Source organism: Moraxella marmotae, from assembly GCF_042219885.1.
GTDB lineage: Bacteria > Pseudomonadota > Gammaproteobacteria > Pseudomonadales > Moraxellaceae > Moraxella > Moraxella marmotae.
The window spans coordinates 2,236,501-2,252,927 of the sequence record NZ_JBHJHR010000002.1 but is presented as its reverse complement, the minus strand read 5'-3'; the positions used below and the strand labels follow the sequence as shown (position 1 = coordinate 2,252,927).

The following is a 16,427-nucleotide window of genomic DNA, read 5'->3' as shown; positions in this document are numbered from 1 at the left end:
TCTCCTAAATGCGTTTGTTGATAATTTGCGTGCCATTGACTAAAGTGTCGTAAAGTGGCGAAAATGCTTCTAATTTTACGATTAAATCGTCTAATTGTTCTGTACTTGCTGTGGCACTTTTTAGCTGAATATCGGATCGGATTTGGCTTACCCCTTTGCGGGCATTTGGGTTGAGACCCAGCACGCCGCTCACATCGGTATCGGCGGCAAAGTTGATGTGAATATCATCAAGCTCAATGCCGTTTTGTTCTGCCAAAATCGCTAAAGATGCGGTGTAACAACCTGCAAGCCCTTGTAACAGGTATTCAATCGGTGAAAGCCCAGCATCTTGACCGCCTAATAGCGGTGGCTCATCGCCGATGGTTTGGAATTTTCCCACACGGATGTTATCCACTTTACCGCCTAAGATTGCCTTGCCAGTGCTAGTTTTGACACTCAAGCCACCGTTACTTTGGCTACTCATTTCTAAAGTCAGTTTGCCTTGACTTAGGTCTTTTTCAACAATCGCACCAAATTCGCCGATCACATTTAAATTTACTGAAGGTTTCATTTTCTTTCCTTTTGTTTACAACAAGACGGAATGCCTTGTTTTTTGTCTATTATAAGTGTTTTTAGCGATAAAACTTGCCTAAAATACGCCAATTATTGCCTAATTTGACAAATTTTCATCTTGAATAAGTTGCAGATAATCGCTCAACAGTGCTTTTAATTCCGCTGTTTTGATATAGCGGGCGGTGCGATAAATTTCTTTGTTGTCAAAGAATACCAGTACCGCTGGGGCAGTTAGAATATGAAAACGGCTGGCGATACTCGGCACTAGGCTGATGTCGGTAAATACACCGTTCACTGCTGGCATTCGCTCCAGCAATTCGCCCACTTGACGGCGGAACAGGCTACACACGCCGCAATTTGGGGCTTGCACATAAAGCAGGCTTAATCGCTGGCTGGCAATCGCCTGCTCAATGTCGTTTAGGCTTTGTTGCAACATTACAGTGCCTTTTCAATCAATGCCGCCAGTTGCGGTTTGGGCATTGCCCCTGCAGTTTGTTGTAGCGGTTTGCCTTGTTTAAAGCTGATTAAAGTCGGAATACTGCGAATACCATAACGGGCGGAAAGCTCGGGATTTTGATCCACGTTGATTTTCACGATTTTCGCTTTACCAGCATAATCTTCAGCCAATTCGTCCAACATTGGGGCGATCATTTGGCAAGGAGGACACCAGTCGGCATAAAAATCCACCAAAACAGGCTCTTTAGATTGAATCACATCTTGCTCAAATTGTTGGTCGTTTGAATAAATAATTTTGCTCATTTTGTTTTTCCTTGTAAAAGAATGTTTGCTTGATGTGGCGTATTATAGGCTTGTTTTTACGCTATTATTTGCCTAAAATACGCTAATTCTTGCCTAATTTGATAAGTGAGCAATTAAAATGAACCACGACAAACTTCACCAACTTGCCGAGCTGATTGAAAGCCTGACCTTAAAAGACGGCTGTTTTTTGACCACCGATATTCCCACTTTAAGCCTGTGTCGGCGGAATCACACGACCCAGCCGATGCCGTGCATTTATCCGCTAAGCCTGTTTTTGGTGGTGCAAGGGTCGCAACATCTTAATTTTGGCGACAGCGTGATGCAGATTGAACAGGGGCAAACGGCACTGACTACAATGGATTTGCCGGTGGTGTCGAATGTGCTAAATGCCAGCCAGCACACGCCGTATTTAAGCCTGCGGATTGAGCTGGATGCGATGTTGCTTCGTGAATTGGACGAACAAATTACGTGGCAGCCGAAGATGTCCAGCCTGTCGGATACGCTGTCGGTGTTCCCAGCAGACGATGACTTGTTAGATGCGTTGATTCGCTTAGTAAAATTGCTTAAAACGCCAGCATTACAACCGCACTTATTGCCATTGATTGAGCGAGAAATTGCGATACGCTTATTATCCAGCGACCATCACGCAATGCTAAAACGAGTTTTGACACAAGGCACGATTGAGCAGAAAGTGGCGAAAGTGATTGCCTATTTTAACGAGCATTACGCCGAAAAAATAGAAATGGACAAGCTGGCAGAAATGGTGTTTATCAGCCCATCATCACTGCGGCAGCATTTTCGCAAAATCACCGGCACCAGCCCTTTGCAATACCAAAAACAGCTGCGACTGCAAAACGCCCGGCGTTTGATGTTCAAAGAAAACAAAGATGCTACCACCGCATCTTTGGCGGTCGGCTACGAAAGCCCGAGCCAGTTCAACCGAGAATACGTCCGCTTTTTCGGCGAGCCACCCCATCGGGATATTCAACGGCTGAGAAATAATGAAATGCAGTTTGGGCGGATTGTGTAGGGTGGCTAAGAAAATGCCGTCTGAAAGTGGGGGGCGGCATTTATCATTAAAAAACTCTCAAAAAATCGCCCACTCTTTTACACAAAATCCTGCATCAAATCTTCCACCACCTCTTTTACAGGGCGGATAGCGTGAATATAAGTAATCCCGTTGCCCACGGAAATATAGCCTTTTTCCAAATCGCCGAGTAGCATTCCCTGACGCATTCCATAGCCGCCAGTTTGGGCTTCGGCGAGTGCTTCTCGGCTTGCACCGTTTGCGTCCATTTCCACCAATTTATGTGCTAATTGGGTCGGCAACGAGCGGTAGTAGGCTGGCAGGGTGCGGAACAGTAATAAGTCTTGTGCGGTGCTGTCCACCAGCATTTGTTTGACGCTGTCGTGCATTCGGTTTTCTTCGGTCGGCAACAACACCGAGCCGACAAATACGCCTTCTGCACCTAGGGCGAAACTGGCACGCACGCCACGCACATCGGCGATACCGCCTGCTGCCAGCACAGGAATGCTCACTGCGTCCGCCATTTGTGGCACGATGGAAAATGTGCCGATGACTTTTTCAGGCACTGTGCCACCTTCATCAAAGCCTGTTGCCACAAAAATATCCGCACCGATTTCTTCGGCATAGCGAGCGTTTTGCACGGTCGGCGTGAGTGGACGGAACAGAGTTTTGATGCCAGCGGCTTTGAATTTTGCCATCATAGGTTTGTAGTCGTAGCCGTCAATGCCGTTGAGTAACGCCACCGGCACTTGCTCTTCAATCAGCAAGTCCACGATCAAATCAATGGTGCTAAAGTCATACGACAAAATCACTGGTGCACCGAACGGCTTGTCGGTCAAGGCTTTGGTTTTGCGGATTTCTTCACGGAACGTACGGATCAACTCTTCGGTAGTTTTTGGGGCGTTTTGCAAGCCAGCGTTCGGCCCGAGAATGCCCAAACCGCCGGCATTGCTCACCGCCGCCACAAATTTAGCGTCCGTCATCCACGACATCGGGCCTTGAACAAGGGGGAATTTAATGCCTAAAATTTCTGTTACACGATTACAAGCGGTCATTTTGTTGTCCTTTTTTGCAAATTGAATTTAAACTGGCACTATTATAATTTCCCAAAATTAAAATAAGAATAGCGATTTTATGGAATTAAATTTTTAAAAATGAAAAGATAAAACCAAAAACAAGCGGTCAAATTTGCGTGGAAATTTGCAAATTTGACCACTGTATTTTTCCCACAATTTTGCTATCACCCCATTACCGTAAAAATCCGATTTTCCAGAAGATATCCACTCTTTTCATCGTGGGCGGATTGGGTGATGGTTGGTTTGTGTTGGCATAATTCACGCATTCGGGCGGTGGATTGTTGGTGCAATGTGCCGTCCATACACACGCCGTCAATGTTGCCCACCAGCATATCTTTTTCGCAATAAGACGCATCGCCCGCCAGCAAAATATAGTGGTCGTCCATATTCACCACCACCGCCATATGTCCAAGTGTACATCCTGCGGTTGGTACAAGGCGGATTTTGCCGTCTGCCGTCAGTTTATGGCTTTGCGGAAAATTTTCAAACGCACTGCCATCAAAACGTGCACCGCTTGGAAGGAGGGTTTGAACCAGCTTGGATAGTGCATTTAAATAGCCGTTAAACACCGCATTGGGGGCGTTGATCGCCTGCTTTTCGGTTTTGGTCAGCAAAAAAAACGGCTGTTGGGGAAATTGCCGATACCGTCTGCGTGGTCGCCGTGCATATGGGTCATCACCATCGTATCAATCTTTAACGGATCAAAGCCTTTTGCCTTTAATACTTCGCCCACTTCTTCGCTCGGCTTGACCTCTCGGCATTCGCAAAACTGCATAAACAGGTGCCTCCACAGCCGATAGCCCTTGTCGTTGGCGTGGCTACTTTCGCCCGCATCCACCAAAATCAAGCCTTCATCGTGTTCAATCAGCCAGTAACCAATCGGCAATTTTGGCAACCATTTGGTGTCGGTCAGTACGTCCAGCACCCACAAAGGGCGGGCAAAAAAGCGTGCCAGTTTGTGATGGATTTTAATCTGCACCCAGCCTGTGGTTAAGCAATGTACTTTAATCATCTGCTACCTCTCATTTGTTGATGCCCGTATTGTATAAATTTCAGACGGAATAAACAAACATCAAAACATTTTTATTTAACAGGATAAGCATATAAAATAAGAAAAATATATGCGTAAAATGGAAAAGGTTGTGGACTTGCGAGTTGTCAAAACCCACAAAATTATCGCCGATGCGCTGATTGAATTATTGGACAAAAAGTCCTTTGAAAAAATCCAAGCCCAAGAAATCATTGAAAAAGCGATGATTAACCGCATCACCTTTTACCGCCATTATTCGGGCAAAAGCGATTTGGTAGGCAAGCTCATCAGACAGATGAAAAGCGAATTTCAAGCATTGCTGAACAAACGCTTTGAAAGCGAGAATTTAGTGCGGTTTATGCAAACCATCGACAATCGCTTGTTGAAACACAGACGGCTGATTTTGGCATTGTGGAAAATCCGCACGCCACGCCATCATTTGTATGACGATATGCACGCTATGCTCAAAAACAGCTTTATCGCCCACGCTAAAAAGGTCAAATCTGCCGACAAAAATTGGGATTACTAATCCACGGTTTTCGCCACCAATGCCCTTGTCAGCCACCGTTATGCCTTTGAAAAGAGTAAATTTTGCCCATTCCGCAAGTGTTTGACGAATGGGGCGAGATGATTGAAGTGCTAATGAGTGCTTAGAAATAAGAATAACAGTGTTTTAGAAGGTAATTTCTTTAAAATAAGAATAAATACTAAAAACAACCGATGAAATTAGTAAAGTCTAACCACGATTTTCAAGATTGGCCAAAAGCCCATAAGTTGTAATAAAAAATTTGATTTTAACTGAGTTAATCAATATAATATACTTTAACAGCTAAAAAGGAGTGATTTATGAGTGAACATTCTGAAAATGAAATTGTTGTAGTTGCTTGTGGCGTTATACAACAAAAAGGGAGTGTTACAACCACAGAGTTAATCTCAGAACTTGAAAACTTAATGAATCCAACTGGAAATGATACTGTTATTTTGGATGATCGAAATGACAGTAAATTTTCTCAAAAGGTTAGAAATATTGTTTCTCACAGAAATCCAAAAATATATAATAACTCCAATATAGATGTATCAATAAAAAATGGTATCACTACTTTTACTTGGATTGGGTTGTAATCAATATATTTATGTTAATAGAAATATTTTGAAATATTAATGAATCTAAAAAAACACCGTTTAAATTTAAACGGTGTTTTTATAAATCTATACTAAAGAACGGTGATAATTTTCTCTCACATCATTAATACTAACTCTTAAACCATTTCGCTCAACTTGCCACCAGTCAAAACCATTTAAGCGTTCAGCTTTGACAGCTTTAATTTTGGCGGATAAAGTATGCATATCATAGATTTCATCTTGATATATCAATTTTCCATTATTGGTTAATTCAGCAAATTTATCACTATTTTTTAGGGGTTGTACTAGATTGATCCAAATCTTACATCATCTTCTAAGTGCTTTGAGCTGATTGGATAGAATACATAGTTAAATCTAAACTCATATTTTGATCAAAAGATGAAATTTTTTCTTGTCAATACCATTATATTTGTTCAAAACTCGTTTGGCCTTTAACTCCAGAAGTTCTCAGTGCCATTGATGTGATTTGTTTGTTTTGCTTATCTACAAATTTTTTAAATTGTTAATTCTAAAATATTTAAAATTACTCAATATGGAGCTCTATCTCGTCATCGAAGCATTCTTTGGTTTTAAGAAGGTTGAGACCGTATTCTATCACAAGATGTATCTTAGAATAGAATAAAGCTACTGAATTGGGTGAATGCTAAGCAGATTGGTAGCGCTTCTGGCTGCTATTTCAAGTACAAAAAAGTCAAGAAATATTGTTTTTTTTCTTCACCGTACCTGGTGGGTTTATAGATAGAGATTTGTGTGGTTCAAGCATCATCCAGCCAACACACCATTATAGCTCTGGAGATAAAAATCTTTATGTTTAAGATTGAGAACTTAAGGTGGGATAGAAACTACAAATTTACTATACAGCCAACAAAGGGCAATACTCTAGTCGTTGTGAACAAATTGCAATCCAAACCAAACACTCGTTTTGGTTAAATTAGCCTGCTGGGCTGGCTTGAACTTAAACAACAGTTGAAGTATAAATGCAACAAGCATGCAAGTTATCTGTTAGTGAAGTCAATGAGTGGTTTATAACTTAAACTACTTGCACTGTGGCGATAAGCCTAGTGGTTCAAAATAGGAGTGGGTCTTGGAATAAGAGAGCGGTTTGTAGTGCTCGCAATACTACACATGATGAGATGTTAGATATTCTCTAAAAAGAGCTCTTGCACCCCAGGTGGGGTGGTGCATCACTTTAATAAATAAGGAAATTTTATGACAAAACTTGTTTATTTAAACTAAATTGCCAACATTGGCGAGTTTAAAAAGACTCGATGGGAGCGATGAAGTAGTTGCTGTGCCAAGCTTTAACAAACCAGTGTTTTATGCACTCCTGTTGAGTTGTCCGAAAAGATGGTAAATGATGATAAAGGATGTATTAAGTCCTCTTTGTGAAGAATGCGAAATTTTAGAAATAATAAAAGTGGGAAAGTTGAGCAAAGGCCCTGTTAAAAAGTCATACTTTATCGCCTAGAACATCAACACAACCACTGGAATAAACATGGAAAAACTTTCAGATAAGAAAAAAAAACAAAATGAATGGCCTAGATTTGTTCAGACTGCTACCAAGCGAAAGTATTAAAATTGCTTTTGATCCATAGTATCGGGGGCGTGTTTAAACTGTGTTATGGTAATGAAGGTTGGCTCGTGGTAAAGAACACCCCGCTTTGTCACAAATGGGCGAACAAACCATTTGTGATTTTATTATTGGGGTTGAAAGTCCTTTAAACCAAACGACTATTCATCCCTATGGGTGGATAAATTTCATTTGGTTAAGGATGTAAAGGATTGGTTTGTGCAGACGTCAAGCCTGTCAGTGGTTTATGTGTAATCACTTGAGATAAAAGAAGATTAGGTTGCTGCAGTCGTTGTAAGCACCTTATCGTCGTCCAAAAACACCCAAGAAACCCAACACTACATGGATGTTGCATAATATTCTTGATGCTCGGGTGGGAAAAATCAACAAAAAGAACCACACATATTCAAAACCTTGTTGAGCTACAAAAAAACAGTTGATTTTGATAACAATAGTGGGTGGAGGCATTATTCTTGACCCTGTAAAATGTGCCATTTATTATTTTTGACAAACCATTCTACTAGTGTTGGGTCATTAATCAGCTACTCGTAAATTGTCATGCCAAATCACTAAGTGATAAACAACACAGAAGTGATTTTAACGCTTTCTTTAACTTGTCTAAAGCTGACAAACAGATTGGTGTTTTTATCTGCTCAACAGTTGGCATAACAACACAACGCTTAAAACCTACCCAAACGGAGTGTTTATCGCCCGCATTAAAGAACAGCGACAATCCATCAGGTGCTGGTATTAAGGTTTGCTACTATTGCAACACTGAATACAGCTTTCTGACATCATCTTAGACCAGGTAAAGGTTTTGTAGCCCAAGCCTATAAGCTCAGTTTTGGTGATTTCCACCAGCTTTAATTTGAAATTGAATGGGTTTTTTTTTCAAGAGTGGGTGGAGTAATCTTTCTTGTTGGTTGATAATTGCTGGCTGACAGCAGTGCTTGTCGTAATGTTTTTGTACGCATGACAAATTCTTTATTATTGACAAATGTACAGCTGCTCCATAGATTAATATGATATTAACCTATGTGTAATTATACCAGTGTTAATGTTAAGTATTGCAATATATTTTTCTTGGCAATGTCTGGCGAGTGAGTAAATAAATAGGTGACCTTGTCAAGCAAGGTCTCTAGTTGAGTATGGTTGGTGAAACAAACCTGGCAACCTTCCTTTTAATTTTATGTAATACAAAAAAAATCCTGCCACAAAAAAAGCAGGATTTTTATACACTGGTACAATAATTATTTCCGTAGCTATTAACCAGAAACTGATAACTACTTTTTAACTACCTATATGGCAGATAATGATTGCGATTACCTTAAGTGATTAAAGATACTTCTAAACCGCCTGTGTGGCGGATAATAAAACTCACGGTTATCTTATCAAGATTTTAACTTTCAAGCAACCTATATGGTTGATAACTGTTGCTCACGCCAAGGTTTTGGATACACTTCCAAGCGACATATGTGGTCGATAATTGGTATTATACCATGAAAAGCTCATTTTGCCAATATTATTATTTTATAATTAATTAGTTTTAAAATATATTTTTAAATATAAATTTGATAGCGATGTAGGTTGGCAACCATGCCATACCACAAATATGAAGATGGCTCGTTGTAAATTAAGTAAAAAAACTTTTCAAATAAAGCTGCTTGGATTTTTTTTTGTTGCAGAAGTTACTGCTAGAACAGCCAATGATTTGCTTAAAATTTAGTATAATTTATGCAACTTTATTCCATCACAAGATATGCCTTGTGATGGAATACTACCAACATCTACATCAAAGACAATGAAATATTGATGTAAGGAATTGGTTGTTTTACTCAAGATAGGAATAAATATTATTATGAATACATAAATGATTTTTGGAATAATGTGAATTTAAAAAAGTGATTCCATTGTAATAAACTTACAACTATCCTAAAAATACAAGGTAAAGTTATTTGGTTTATGTTAAAAAATAAAGTTATTTATACTTAATATTAGAAAACTGGTCTGACCGATACCCCAACGGCGGTATTTACGATCCCAAAGTGCTTATAATTGCAAAATCAATGGTATAACAACCCTTGATTTTACCCCAAATTTGTCCCATATATCGTGCAAAATATGCGATAATATGCAGCGATATGCGGAAAATATGCACCATGACACAACCACAAAACCCCTTAAACAATCAACATCTTTTGCTCAAACCCTTGTCCATTGGCGGTTTGCAGGTTGAGAATCGATTGTGGGTAGCTCCGATGGCAGGCGTTACCGACAATCCTTTTCGCCGCCTGTGCAAATCGTTTGGGGCAGGGCATGCAGTCAGTGAGATGATTATTGCTGACACGGCGTTATACGCTCGCAAAAAATCCTTATACCGTGCCAATTTTGAAGGGGAAATTGCTCCCATTTCGGCACAGATTGCTGGAGCAGAGCCTGAGAAATTGGCACAGGCTGCCCAATTTCAAGTGGCAAACGGTGCTCAGATTGTCGATATTAACATGGGCTGCCCTGCCAAAAAAGTATGCAAAAAACTCGCTGGCTCTGCTTTGTTGCAAGATGAAGATTTGGTCAAGCGGCTATTGGACAGTGCGGTGGCGGCAGTCGATGTGCCTGTAACGCTCAAGACTCGCCTGGGCTTTGCCAATGGGCAAGAAAATATCTTGCGTATCGCCAAAATCGCCCAAGAAGCAGGCATTGCGGCGATTGCCATTCATGGGCGGACTCGTGAAGATTTTTATACAGGGCAGGCTCGTTATGAGCTAATCGCTGCGGTCAAGGCTGAGCTGGGCATTCCTGTGATTGTCAATGGCGATATTGACAGCCCCCAAAAGGCTTTGCAAGTGCAGGCGATGACAGGGGCGGATGCGGTGATGATTGGACGAGCCGCCCAAGGCAAGCCGTGGATTTTTCGAGACATTGCCCATTTTTCCCAGACAGGTGAGCTGCCAGAGCCACCAACAGTCGCCGAGCTACGCCAAATCGTCCTGTATCACTTAGACGAGCTGTACCGCTTTTATGGCGAATATTCAGGCTGCCGCATTGCACGCAAGCACATTGCTTGGTACACAGGCGGCTTGCCAAATTCCAACGCCTTTCGAGAAGCGATGTACGGCTGTGAGACCACGCACGAGCAATATCAAGCGGTTGATCAATTCCTAAAAGACAGCATTGAGCAAGTTGAGCAGTGATAAATTGTTGATTGATAGCCGCTGATTTTAGCCAATCATCAATCCGATAGCGATTTAAAAATATCATTTAAACAGTTTATTTAAGTAGATTATTTAAATAATTTCTCAAATAATCCGTTTAAAGACTTGGTAAATTTTAAATGGATTTTATCAAGGTTGCCAAAGCTATCAATTGACAGGCGGTTTGGCTATCAATCAAAACCAGTGCCAGCAATTTATAAAATTTATAATATTAAACTTATTAGATAAATTTAATAACCTGTGCCATATCCAAGCGTGCCTTGGGCAAGCGGCGGTTATTGTCATTATCGGCGGCATAACCTAGGGCAACCAGCACCGAGCTTTTTAAACCTTTATCCGCCAAACCCAGTGATGCGTCCAAGACAGCTGCATCATAGCCGCCGATGGGTGTGGCATCAATACCAAGCAAACTGGCGGACAGCAGCAGATGCCCCAGTGCGATAAAGGTCTGATTTTCTGCCCAGTGTATCAGCTTTTGATTATCACTTGCCATTTGTAAAATATAATGTTGGCAAAGTTCAAGGCGTGCCTGCATAATCTCGTCGCTGGCAAAACGCCCAGCGGCTTTTTCGCTTTCTAGGACGCTCATCAGGTGCTGATTGTCCACATCGGTGCGTGTGCAAAGGACAATGATGTGTGACGCATTGAGAATTTTTGGGGCATTGTGGGCATCGTTGCCAGTGGTGGCTTGGCTGATGAGCGTTTTGGTTTCGCTCTTATCCGTCACCAAAAACTGCCACGGCTGAATATTAATCGATGACGGTGCTAGGCGTAGCATCTCAAGCAGGGCGGTCAAATTATCATCGCCAATCTTGCGGTTGGGATCGTAGGCTTTACAAGTGTAGCGTGTTTGAGCGTAGTGCAGGGCATTGTTCATAAATATTCCTAAATACTAATATTAAAATTTATTTAAAAATCCATCTTAAAAATTCATCATCACTTGGCAAAACTTAGCAGCCACCATCATTCATCAAGGCTGACCGCTTGGATAACGGCTGTCGCTGTGCCGTCTTGTAGTTTGATTTGGATATGCTGCTGGCTGTACAAATTTTTGGCAAGACCGATGGCGTGTTTGTCGTTATCGTCGCCATTATAAATGATGGCATAGCCTTGACTGAGTGTGCGTTTGGGGTGCTGTACCAAAATCATGCTCTGCAAATATCGGCAGTTATTTTTTAAATTATCTAAATAATTAAATAGCTGCCGATGGCAATCAAGATGGTATTTGCTGCGTTTTTTTAGCTCGGTCAATCGGCTTTGGCTTATCGCTTGGGTGTGCTTTAATAGGGCGGTGTTTTGTTGTCTTTGCTGCTGATAGCGGTATTTGGCATTGCTTTGTAAGTGCTTGATTTGATACAGGTTATCTCGCTTGGCTAGGGCGATGGTGTGGTTGCTGCTGCTATAAATCCGCTCCAGCTGCCGCCTGCTGTTTTGATTGGCGTGGCTCAGTCTGGTTTTGGCAAGTTTGCCAATCGTATCCATCACTGCTGCCGCTTGGCGAGTGATTTTGCCCAAATGCGTCTCGATGCCCAGCACCACTTTTGATGGCGTGTCAAAGCTGCTGTGGGCGACTTCATCAAGTATCACCTTATCACGCTCATGACCGACGCCAACCCAGACAGGCACAGGGCATTCGGCAATCAGTGCCGCCAGTTCGTAGTTGTTCAGATATGCCAAATCACCGACCGCACCACCGCCACGAATGATGACCAACAAATCAGGCAAATGACCATAATTGGCGATAAAATCGCTCAAACCTGTGCTGATGGCGGTGCGAATCTCATCAGGGGCGTGATTACCCTGAAAAGTGGCGTGATGATAATAAAATTGGCAGGCCTTTGCCGTCATCAATCTGTCGGCTTCGGCACGAAAATCGCCCAAACCTGCCGCCTGTTCTGGTGAGATAACCACCACATGACGGATATCAAAAGGCATGGGTTTATTTTTATTTAAACTTAATAACCCTTCATCATCAAGGCGTTTTTTCATGGCCTGATAAGCTGCCGCCAGCTCGCCTAAGGTGTAATTTGGATCGATGTCACTGATGTTTAGGCTAAAGCCGTATTGTGGGTGAAAGCTGGCGGAGCATTTGATCAAAACGCTACTGCCTGCTTGCAGACTTTGCCCTGTATGAGCGGTGAATTTTGCCAAAACTGACTTGGCACGAAATCGCCAAAGCGTCGCACGGCAACTGGCGGTAATGTTATCGTCATCGTCAGTCTCGGCAAGTTCAAAATAATAATGACCGCCCTTGGTGTTGATGGCACGGATTTGCGTGCGTACCCAAACTTCATGATCAAAACTGTCATCAACCACCAGTTTGACCGCCGCCAAATAATCCGACAAAGACAGCTGCACCCCTGCAAGCGATGCATTGGCATCGGTCAAGTCATCAGCTTGCTTGTGTTCACGCTCATAGGCTTCGGCGATTTTACGGTGCTTATCCATGATGGCTTGTTCATCGCTGGTGGACAAACCCAGTGCAGCGGCACGCTCGACGATGGTATTTTTTGGCATAATATTGGCTAAATTTACTGGTAATTAATAATAAAAATTAATCATACAAATGAATGATAAAATCAGTCATCAAAATCAATCATAAATGCCCATTTTAGCAAAGCACCGAACGCTTGGCAAATCAAGTCAGGGCAAATCGTCTTTTTATTTTTAATAATGCTTTTTTTTTGACAACGGTCTTTTGGATGATGGTTAATGATAAAATTTAAACACATGAATGATTTTGATCATAAAATCAAAAACCGCAAATCAATAGAAAAAGCCGAAAGATGATAAGAAAAAAAATTGCCCCAAGGAATACTTAGGGCAATGATTGCTTATTTATCAATTTGTCTAAAATTTAATCAATTTAGTCAATTAACAAATAAAATAGCAGTTATTTTTTGGTGGTTTTGCTGCTTTTTTGGGCATCACGCAGCATTTTGGCAGAAGTTACTGCCAAATCGGTGCGTTCGTCCATTTCGTACAATGCCCCCGCACGACCGACAATCAGCGGATCAATGTTGCCGATTTGGGCAGAGTCTTTGTTTTCGTAGGCCATTTTGTTTAGCACATAACGCATGGCGTTTAGGCGGGCGCGTTTTTTGCAGTCGGATTTGATGACAATCCATGGAGCTTCAGCGGTGTCGGTGTTAAAGAACATCGCTTCTTTTGCCAAAGTGTAATCGTCCCATTTGTTCAATGATGCTTTATCCACTGGCGACAATTTCCATTGTTTTAGTGGATCGTTTTCACGGCTGGCAAAGCGGGCACGCTGCTCTTCACGGCTAACTGAGAACCAGAATTTCACCAGATGAATGCCTGACTCGACCAAATGTTTTTCAAATTCAGGCACTTGACGCATAAAGGTGCGATATTCGTCATCGCTACAAAAGCCCATCACACGCTCAACCACCGCACGGTTGTACCATGAGCGGTCAAACAGCACAATTTCGCCTGAAGTTGGCAAATGCTGCACATAACGCTGGAAGTACCACTGACCACGCTCTTGGTCGGTTGGTTTTTCAAGGGCGACCACACGCGCTCCACGGGGATTTAGATGCTCCATAAAACGCTTGATTGTACCGCCTTTACCAGCAGCATCACGACCTTCAAAGATGATCACCAGTTTTTGACCAGTGGCTTTGATGTGGTGTTGTAACTTAAGTAGCTCGATTTGTAGTTTGTATTTTTGAGCTTCGTAATTTTTGCGGCTTAGGCGGTGTTTATAAGGGTAGCCGCCTTCACGCCAGTTGTCCGATAATTGGGTGTCTTTGGATTTTTCGGTGCGGACTTGGCTGACAATCTGAGCAGCAGGTAGGTATTCTTTGAGCGTTTGACCAAACTCCGCCAGCTCTTCAGGGGTGGCGTGTTCTAGCAAGTCTTCTAATTGGCTGACGGTTTTTGCCATAGTTTGGCTAGTGCTGGGTTTGGCTGTTGCTACTGGAGCTTTGGCTGGCGTTGTTGTTTTTTTGGTTGCCGCCGAAACAGCGGGTTTTGCCGTGGTTGTTTTGGTTGGCTTTGGGCTAGTGGTCATAAAAACTCCTTTAATAAAAGTGAAAAAAACAACAAAAACCTTACTGTTTGTATAGTACCATGTTAAGGCAATCTAATCAACTGCTAAGCGATGGTTTGGTGGTGAAATGGGGTGAGATGAGTGTATTTTCAAGTAATTGATTTAATAAAAATGCAAGAAGTTGACGGTACTTTATAATCATCTGTTGGGAGTTTTGTATTAATTAACTATAAACCAAAAACCAAAAACTTTATATTCTATTGAAACCAAAATTAACAATGCATAATGAATGAAAATTCGGTTCCAATAGAATAATTTGCAAGAATTAGGTGGTATTATGAAATAACTCGATATTCTCCTTCAATAATTTTCCCTTCTTGCTGCCATTTGTCAAATTGCTCTTTGCGTTGGGCCGTCTGTTGGTTGGCTTTTTCGATTTCTTCAATCTTATCTTTTAATTCGACGTATGAAGGGAAGAGAGAAGCAACAAAATTAGAATCATTCAAAGAATCCAGCAATCCTGCACGCTGTTCTTCTAAAGTTGAGACAATATCAGCGATCATCTCTTTAAATTTCCTTTCCTCCTCGACTTTTTTCCAGCTGTCCCATGCTTCTATAGCCAGACCTGCAACAGCTACGGCAGCATTTACTTTGGTTGCTAGGTTTGCAGCCCCCCACGGTTTGAATTTTAAATATTTCCCCAAATCCATACCGACCATTTTACCGGCGGAAACCAAACCGTCCCGAACTGTCAAAATATGGGTATTGTTGAGTTTTTGCTTACTTAAGAAGCCAAAACCTTTGCTGACGATTGTTGAACTGACTGAAGATTCAAAATGAGACATTTCATTGTTGAAGTCTAGGCTGATTTGGTCTAATGAAATAGAAATCGTTTGGCACTGACGGCTGAATTCTTGTTCAACTAGTGTATTCAAGCAAATGCCATCTTTTCCAATTTCTGTTTCAAAAAATTCTGGAAAAGTTACTATATCTGTTCCTTTTGCTTGTTTGATTAAGCCAGTAAATTTATCTAAAACAAAGCTTTTTAAATTATTTTTAACATTTATAATCTTGGTTTCAAGTGCCGACAATTCGCCTTTCAAATGCTGGGCAACATCATTAAGTTTGGTCAGCTCGTGCGTTAAGTTTTCTTGAGCTTCTGCAACAATCGGCAACTGTTTATTCAATACATCTTGAATCATGCTTTTTTGTGCTTCCAGAACAATCGGCGTACTGCCGCCATTTTTCTCAATGGTTTCTTTTGTAGCTTCCTGCAATGTGTGAATACGGGAAATTTTCTTGAATTCATCAAGGTTTTCCAGCCAGTAAGATGCGCCTTCTCCAAAAGGATTGGCTGAAACGCCGACAACTTTAATCTCTGTGGCTTCTTCATCAGTTAAAGAAATCATGGTTTTCAGACGGCTTATCACATTTTCTGTTTTGATCTTGAGGTTTTCACGGTAATCCCAATCGTCCTCAATATCGGCAACTTCGTCAAAACGGCTTAAAACAAAAATAGTGCGCGGCAACAGATTTAAATCTCTAAATAACCATTTCAAATCGTCTTGATGGCTTTCTTTGATGGGGTTGGTCGAATTCATAACATACAGAACCAGATGTGCTTCACTCACATATTTTTTCGTGGTTTCTTTATATTTTTCAATTTGACCGGCATCATTTTGCTGCTCTTTAAAACCGAACAATCCCGGAGTATCAATTAATTCAATTTGGTCATCGATATTGTAAATTGCTACAGCGTTAGAGGATTCTTGTTGGCTGATGTTCATGTTTTTATCCAAACGCTCAAGCCAAGCAGAAGCGATGGAAGTTTTACCTTCGGAAAATCCTCCGATTAGGGCAACTTTTAACACACGAACATTATCAGCAGCAACTTTTAATTTTTCCAGCAAATGTTGATCCGGTACTAAGCCGAAGGCTTCCCCTTGTTGGAGAAATTTTTCCAGCTTGGTTAAAGTTTGCAGGGTTTTTTCATGCTGTGCTTGAAAAACGGTAACGGTATTTGACATGATATTTTCCTTTTAGGGT

At 41.5% G+C, this 16,427-nt stretch carries 14 protein-coding genes and 2 pseudogenes; 5 read left to right on the top strand and 11 right to left on the bottom strand.

The features are described 5' to 3' along the window. Positions 1-4: 4 nt before the first annotated feature. The 3 genes from ACFBZI_RS10395 to trxA form a co-directional block, all read right to left on the bottom strand. Positions 5-550, bottom strand: a complete 546-nt coding sequence (locus tag ACFBZI_RS10395; RefSeq protein WP_375716252.1) for an OsmC family protein — start codon at positions 548-550, stop codon at positions 5-7. A 99-nt stretch (positions 551-649) separates the two neighbouring features. Further along, entirely contained in the window at positions 650-988 is a 339-nt protein-coding gene (locus ACFBZI_RS10390) for a thioredoxin family protein (RefSeq protein WP_375716251.1), read from the bottom strand. Next, positions 988-1,311, bottom strand: coding sequence for a thioredoxin (gene trxA, locus ACFBZI_RS10385; RefSeq protein ID WP_375716250.1), 324 nt, complete (start codon positions 1,309-1,311; stop codon positions 988-990). The genes ACFBZI_RS10390 and trxA overlap by 1 nt, the downstream gene beginning before the upstream one ends. A 118-nt stretch (positions 1,312-1,429) precedes the next feature. Here trxA and ACFBZI_RS10380 point away from each other — a divergent pair, with 118 nt between their 5' ends. Continuing rightward, a complete protein-coding gene (locus ACFBZI_RS10380) occupies positions 1,430-2,341 on the top strand; it encodes an AraC family transcriptional regulator (protein ID WP_375716249.1) in 912 nt (303 codons plus the stop codon). Positions 2,342-2,418: 77 nt separating this feature from the next. Here ACFBZI_RS10380 and ACFBZI_RS10375 read toward each other — a convergent pair whose 3' ends face one another. The 3 genes from ACFBZI_RS10375 to ACFBZI_RS10365 form a co-directional block, all read right to left on the bottom strand. Further along, positions 2,419-3,393: an NAD(P)H-dependent flavin oxidoreductase gene (locus ACFBZI_RS10375; RefSeq protein WP_375715664.1), complete on the bottom strand. Its 975-nt coding sequence runs from the start codon at positions 3,391-3,393 to the stop codon at positions 2,419-2,421. A 185-nt stretch (positions 3,394-3,578) separates the two neighbouring features. After that, entirely contained in the window at positions 3,579-4,028 is a 450-nt protein-coding gene (locus ACFBZI_RS10370; protein WP_375716248.1) for an MBL fold metallo-hydrolase, read from the bottom strand. Continuing rightward, entirely contained in the window at positions 4,022-4,426 is a 405-nt protein-coding gene (locus ACFBZI_RS10365) for an MBL fold metallo-hydrolase (protein WP_375716247.1), read from the bottom strand. The genes ACFBZI_RS10370 and ACFBZI_RS10365 overlap by 7 nt, the downstream gene beginning before the upstream one ends. 109 nt (positions 4,427-4,535) lie before the next feature. Here ACFBZI_RS10365 and ACFBZI_RS10360 point away from each other — a divergent pair, with 109 nt between their 5' ends. Together ACFBZI_RS10360 and ACFBZI_RS10355 are read left to right on the top strand one after the other, a co-directional pair. Continuing rightward, positions 4,536-4,973 carry a TetR/AcrR family transcriptional regulator gene (locus tag ACFBZI_RS10360; RefSeq protein WP_375716246.1) on the top strand — a complete coding sequence of 146 codons (438 nt, stop codon included), beginning with the start codon at positions 4,536-4,538 and terminating at the stop codon, positions 4,971-4,973. A 317-nt stretch (positions 4,974-5,290) separates the two neighbouring features. After that, the gene (locus ACFBZI_RS10355; protein ID WP_375716245.1) at positions 5,291-5,566 is read left to right on the top strand and encodes a hypothetical protein; all 276 of its coding nucleotides are present in this window, start codon (positions 5,291-5,293) and stop codon (positions 5,564-5,566) included. 305 nt (positions 5,567-5,871) lie between these two features. Here the strand turns inward: ACFBZI_RS10355 and ACFBZI_RS12105 are convergent. Next, positions 5,872-6,066 (bottom strand): annotated as a pseudogene (locus tag ACFBZI_RS12105) (hypothetical protein); the annotation flags it as partial. Between the two features lie 2,703 nt (positions 6,067-8,769). Between ACFBZI_RS12105 and ACFBZI_RS10345 the strand changes: the two are divergent. Both ACFBZI_RS10345 and dusB read left to right on the top strand, forming a co-directional pair. Beyond that, a pseudogene (locus ACFBZI_RS10345) lies at positions 8,770-8,880 on the top strand (IS1595 family transposase); the annotation flags it as partial. 436 nt (positions 8,881-9,316) lie between these two features. After that, a complete protein-coding gene (dusB, locus tag ACFBZI_RS10340; RefSeq protein WP_375716244.1) occupies positions 9,317-10,348 on the top strand; it encodes a tRNA dihydrouridine synthase DusB in 1,032 nt (343 codons plus the stop codon). A gap of 241 nt (positions 10,349-10,589) precedes the next feature. Here dusB and nfsB read toward each other — a convergent pair whose 3' ends face one another. From nfsB to ACFBZI_RS10320, 4 genes are all read right to left on the bottom strand, one after another. Beyond that, positions 10,590-11,246, bottom strand: coding sequence for an oxygen-insensitive NAD(P)H nitroreductase (gene nfsB / locus ACFBZI_RS10335; RefSeq protein WP_375716243.1), 657 nt, complete (start codon positions 11,244-11,246; stop codon positions 10,590-10,592). A gap of 86 nt (positions 11,247-11,332) precedes the next feature. Beyond that, positions 11,333-12,886 carry an exodeoxyribonuclease VII large subunit gene (xseA, locus tag ACFBZI_RS10330; protein WP_375716242.1) on the bottom strand — a complete coding sequence of 518 codons (1,554 nt, stop codon included), beginning with the start codon at positions 12,884-12,886 and terminating at the stop codon, positions 11,333-11,335. 376 nt (positions 12,887-13,262) lie between these two features. After that, positions 13,263-14,402 carry a polyphosphate kinase 2 gene (ppk2, locus tag ACFBZI_RS10325; RefSeq protein WP_375716241.1) on the bottom strand — a complete coding sequence of 380 codons (1,140 nt, stop codon included), beginning with the start codon at positions 14,400-14,402 and terminating at the stop codon, positions 13,263-13,265. A gap of 314 nt (positions 14,403-14,716) precedes the next feature. Beyond that, complete coding sequence (locus tag ACFBZI_RS10320) at positions 14,717-16,408, bottom strand: LeoA/HP0731 family dynamin-like GTPase (protein ID WP_375716240.1); 1,692 nt, start codon at positions 16,406-16,408, stop codon at positions 14,717-14,719. Positions 16,409-16,427 lie beyond the last annotated feature (19 nt).

Excerpts from the sequence above, each read along its gene's own strand:
- ACFBZI_RS10395 (WP_375716252.1), bottom strand. The coding sequence starts at position 550 with ATGAAACCTTCAGTAAATTTAAATGTGATCGGCGAATTTGGTGCGATT.
- ACFBZI_RS10390 (WP_375716251.1), bottom strand. The coding sequence starts at position 988 with ATGTTGCAACAAAGCCTAAACGACATTGAGCAGGCGATTGCCAGCCAG.
- trxA (WP_375716250.1), bottom strand. The coding sequence starts at position 1,311 with ATGAGCAAAATTATTTATTCAAACGACCAACAATTTGAGCAAGATGTG.
- ACFBZI_RS10380 (WP_375716249.1), top strand. The coding sequence starts at position 1,430 with ATGAACCACGACAAACTTCACCAACTTGCCGAGCTGATTGAAAGCCTG.
- ACFBZI_RS10375 (WP_375715664.1), bottom strand. The coding sequence starts at position 3,393 with ATGACCGCTTGTAATCGTGTAACAGAAATTTTAGGCATTAAATTCCCC.
- ACFBZI_RS10365 (WP_375716247.1), bottom strand. The coding sequence starts at position 4,426 with ATGATTAAAGTACATTGCTTAACCACAGGCTGGGTGCAGATTAAAATC.
- ACFBZI_RS10360 (WP_375716246.1), top strand. The coding sequence starts at position 4,536 with ATGCGTAAAATGGAAAAGGTTGTGGACTTGCGAGTTGTCAAAACCCAC.
- ACFBZI_RS10355 (WP_375716245.1), top strand. The coding sequence starts at position 5,291 with ATGAGTGAACATTCTGAAAATGAAATTGTTGTAGTTGCTTGTGGCGTT.
- dusB (WP_375716244.1), top strand. The coding sequence starts at position 9,317 with ATGACACAACCACAAAACCCCTTAAACAATCAACATCTTTTGCTCAAA.
- nfsB (WP_375716243.1), bottom strand. The coding sequence starts at position 11,246 with ATGAACAATGCCCTGCACTACGCTCAAACACGCTACACTTGTAAAGCC.
- xseA (WP_375716242.1), bottom strand. The coding sequence starts at position 12,886 with ATGCCAAAAAATACCATCGTCGAGCGTGCCGCTGCACTGGGTTTGTCC.
- ppk2 (WP_375716241.1), bottom strand. The coding sequence starts at position 14,402 with ATGACCACTAGCCCAAAGCCAACCAAAACAACCACGGCAAAACCCGCT.
- ACFBZI_RS10320 (WP_375716240.1), bottom strand. The coding sequence starts at position 16,408 with ATGTCAAATACCGTTACCGTTTTTCAAGCACAGCATGAAAAAACCCTG.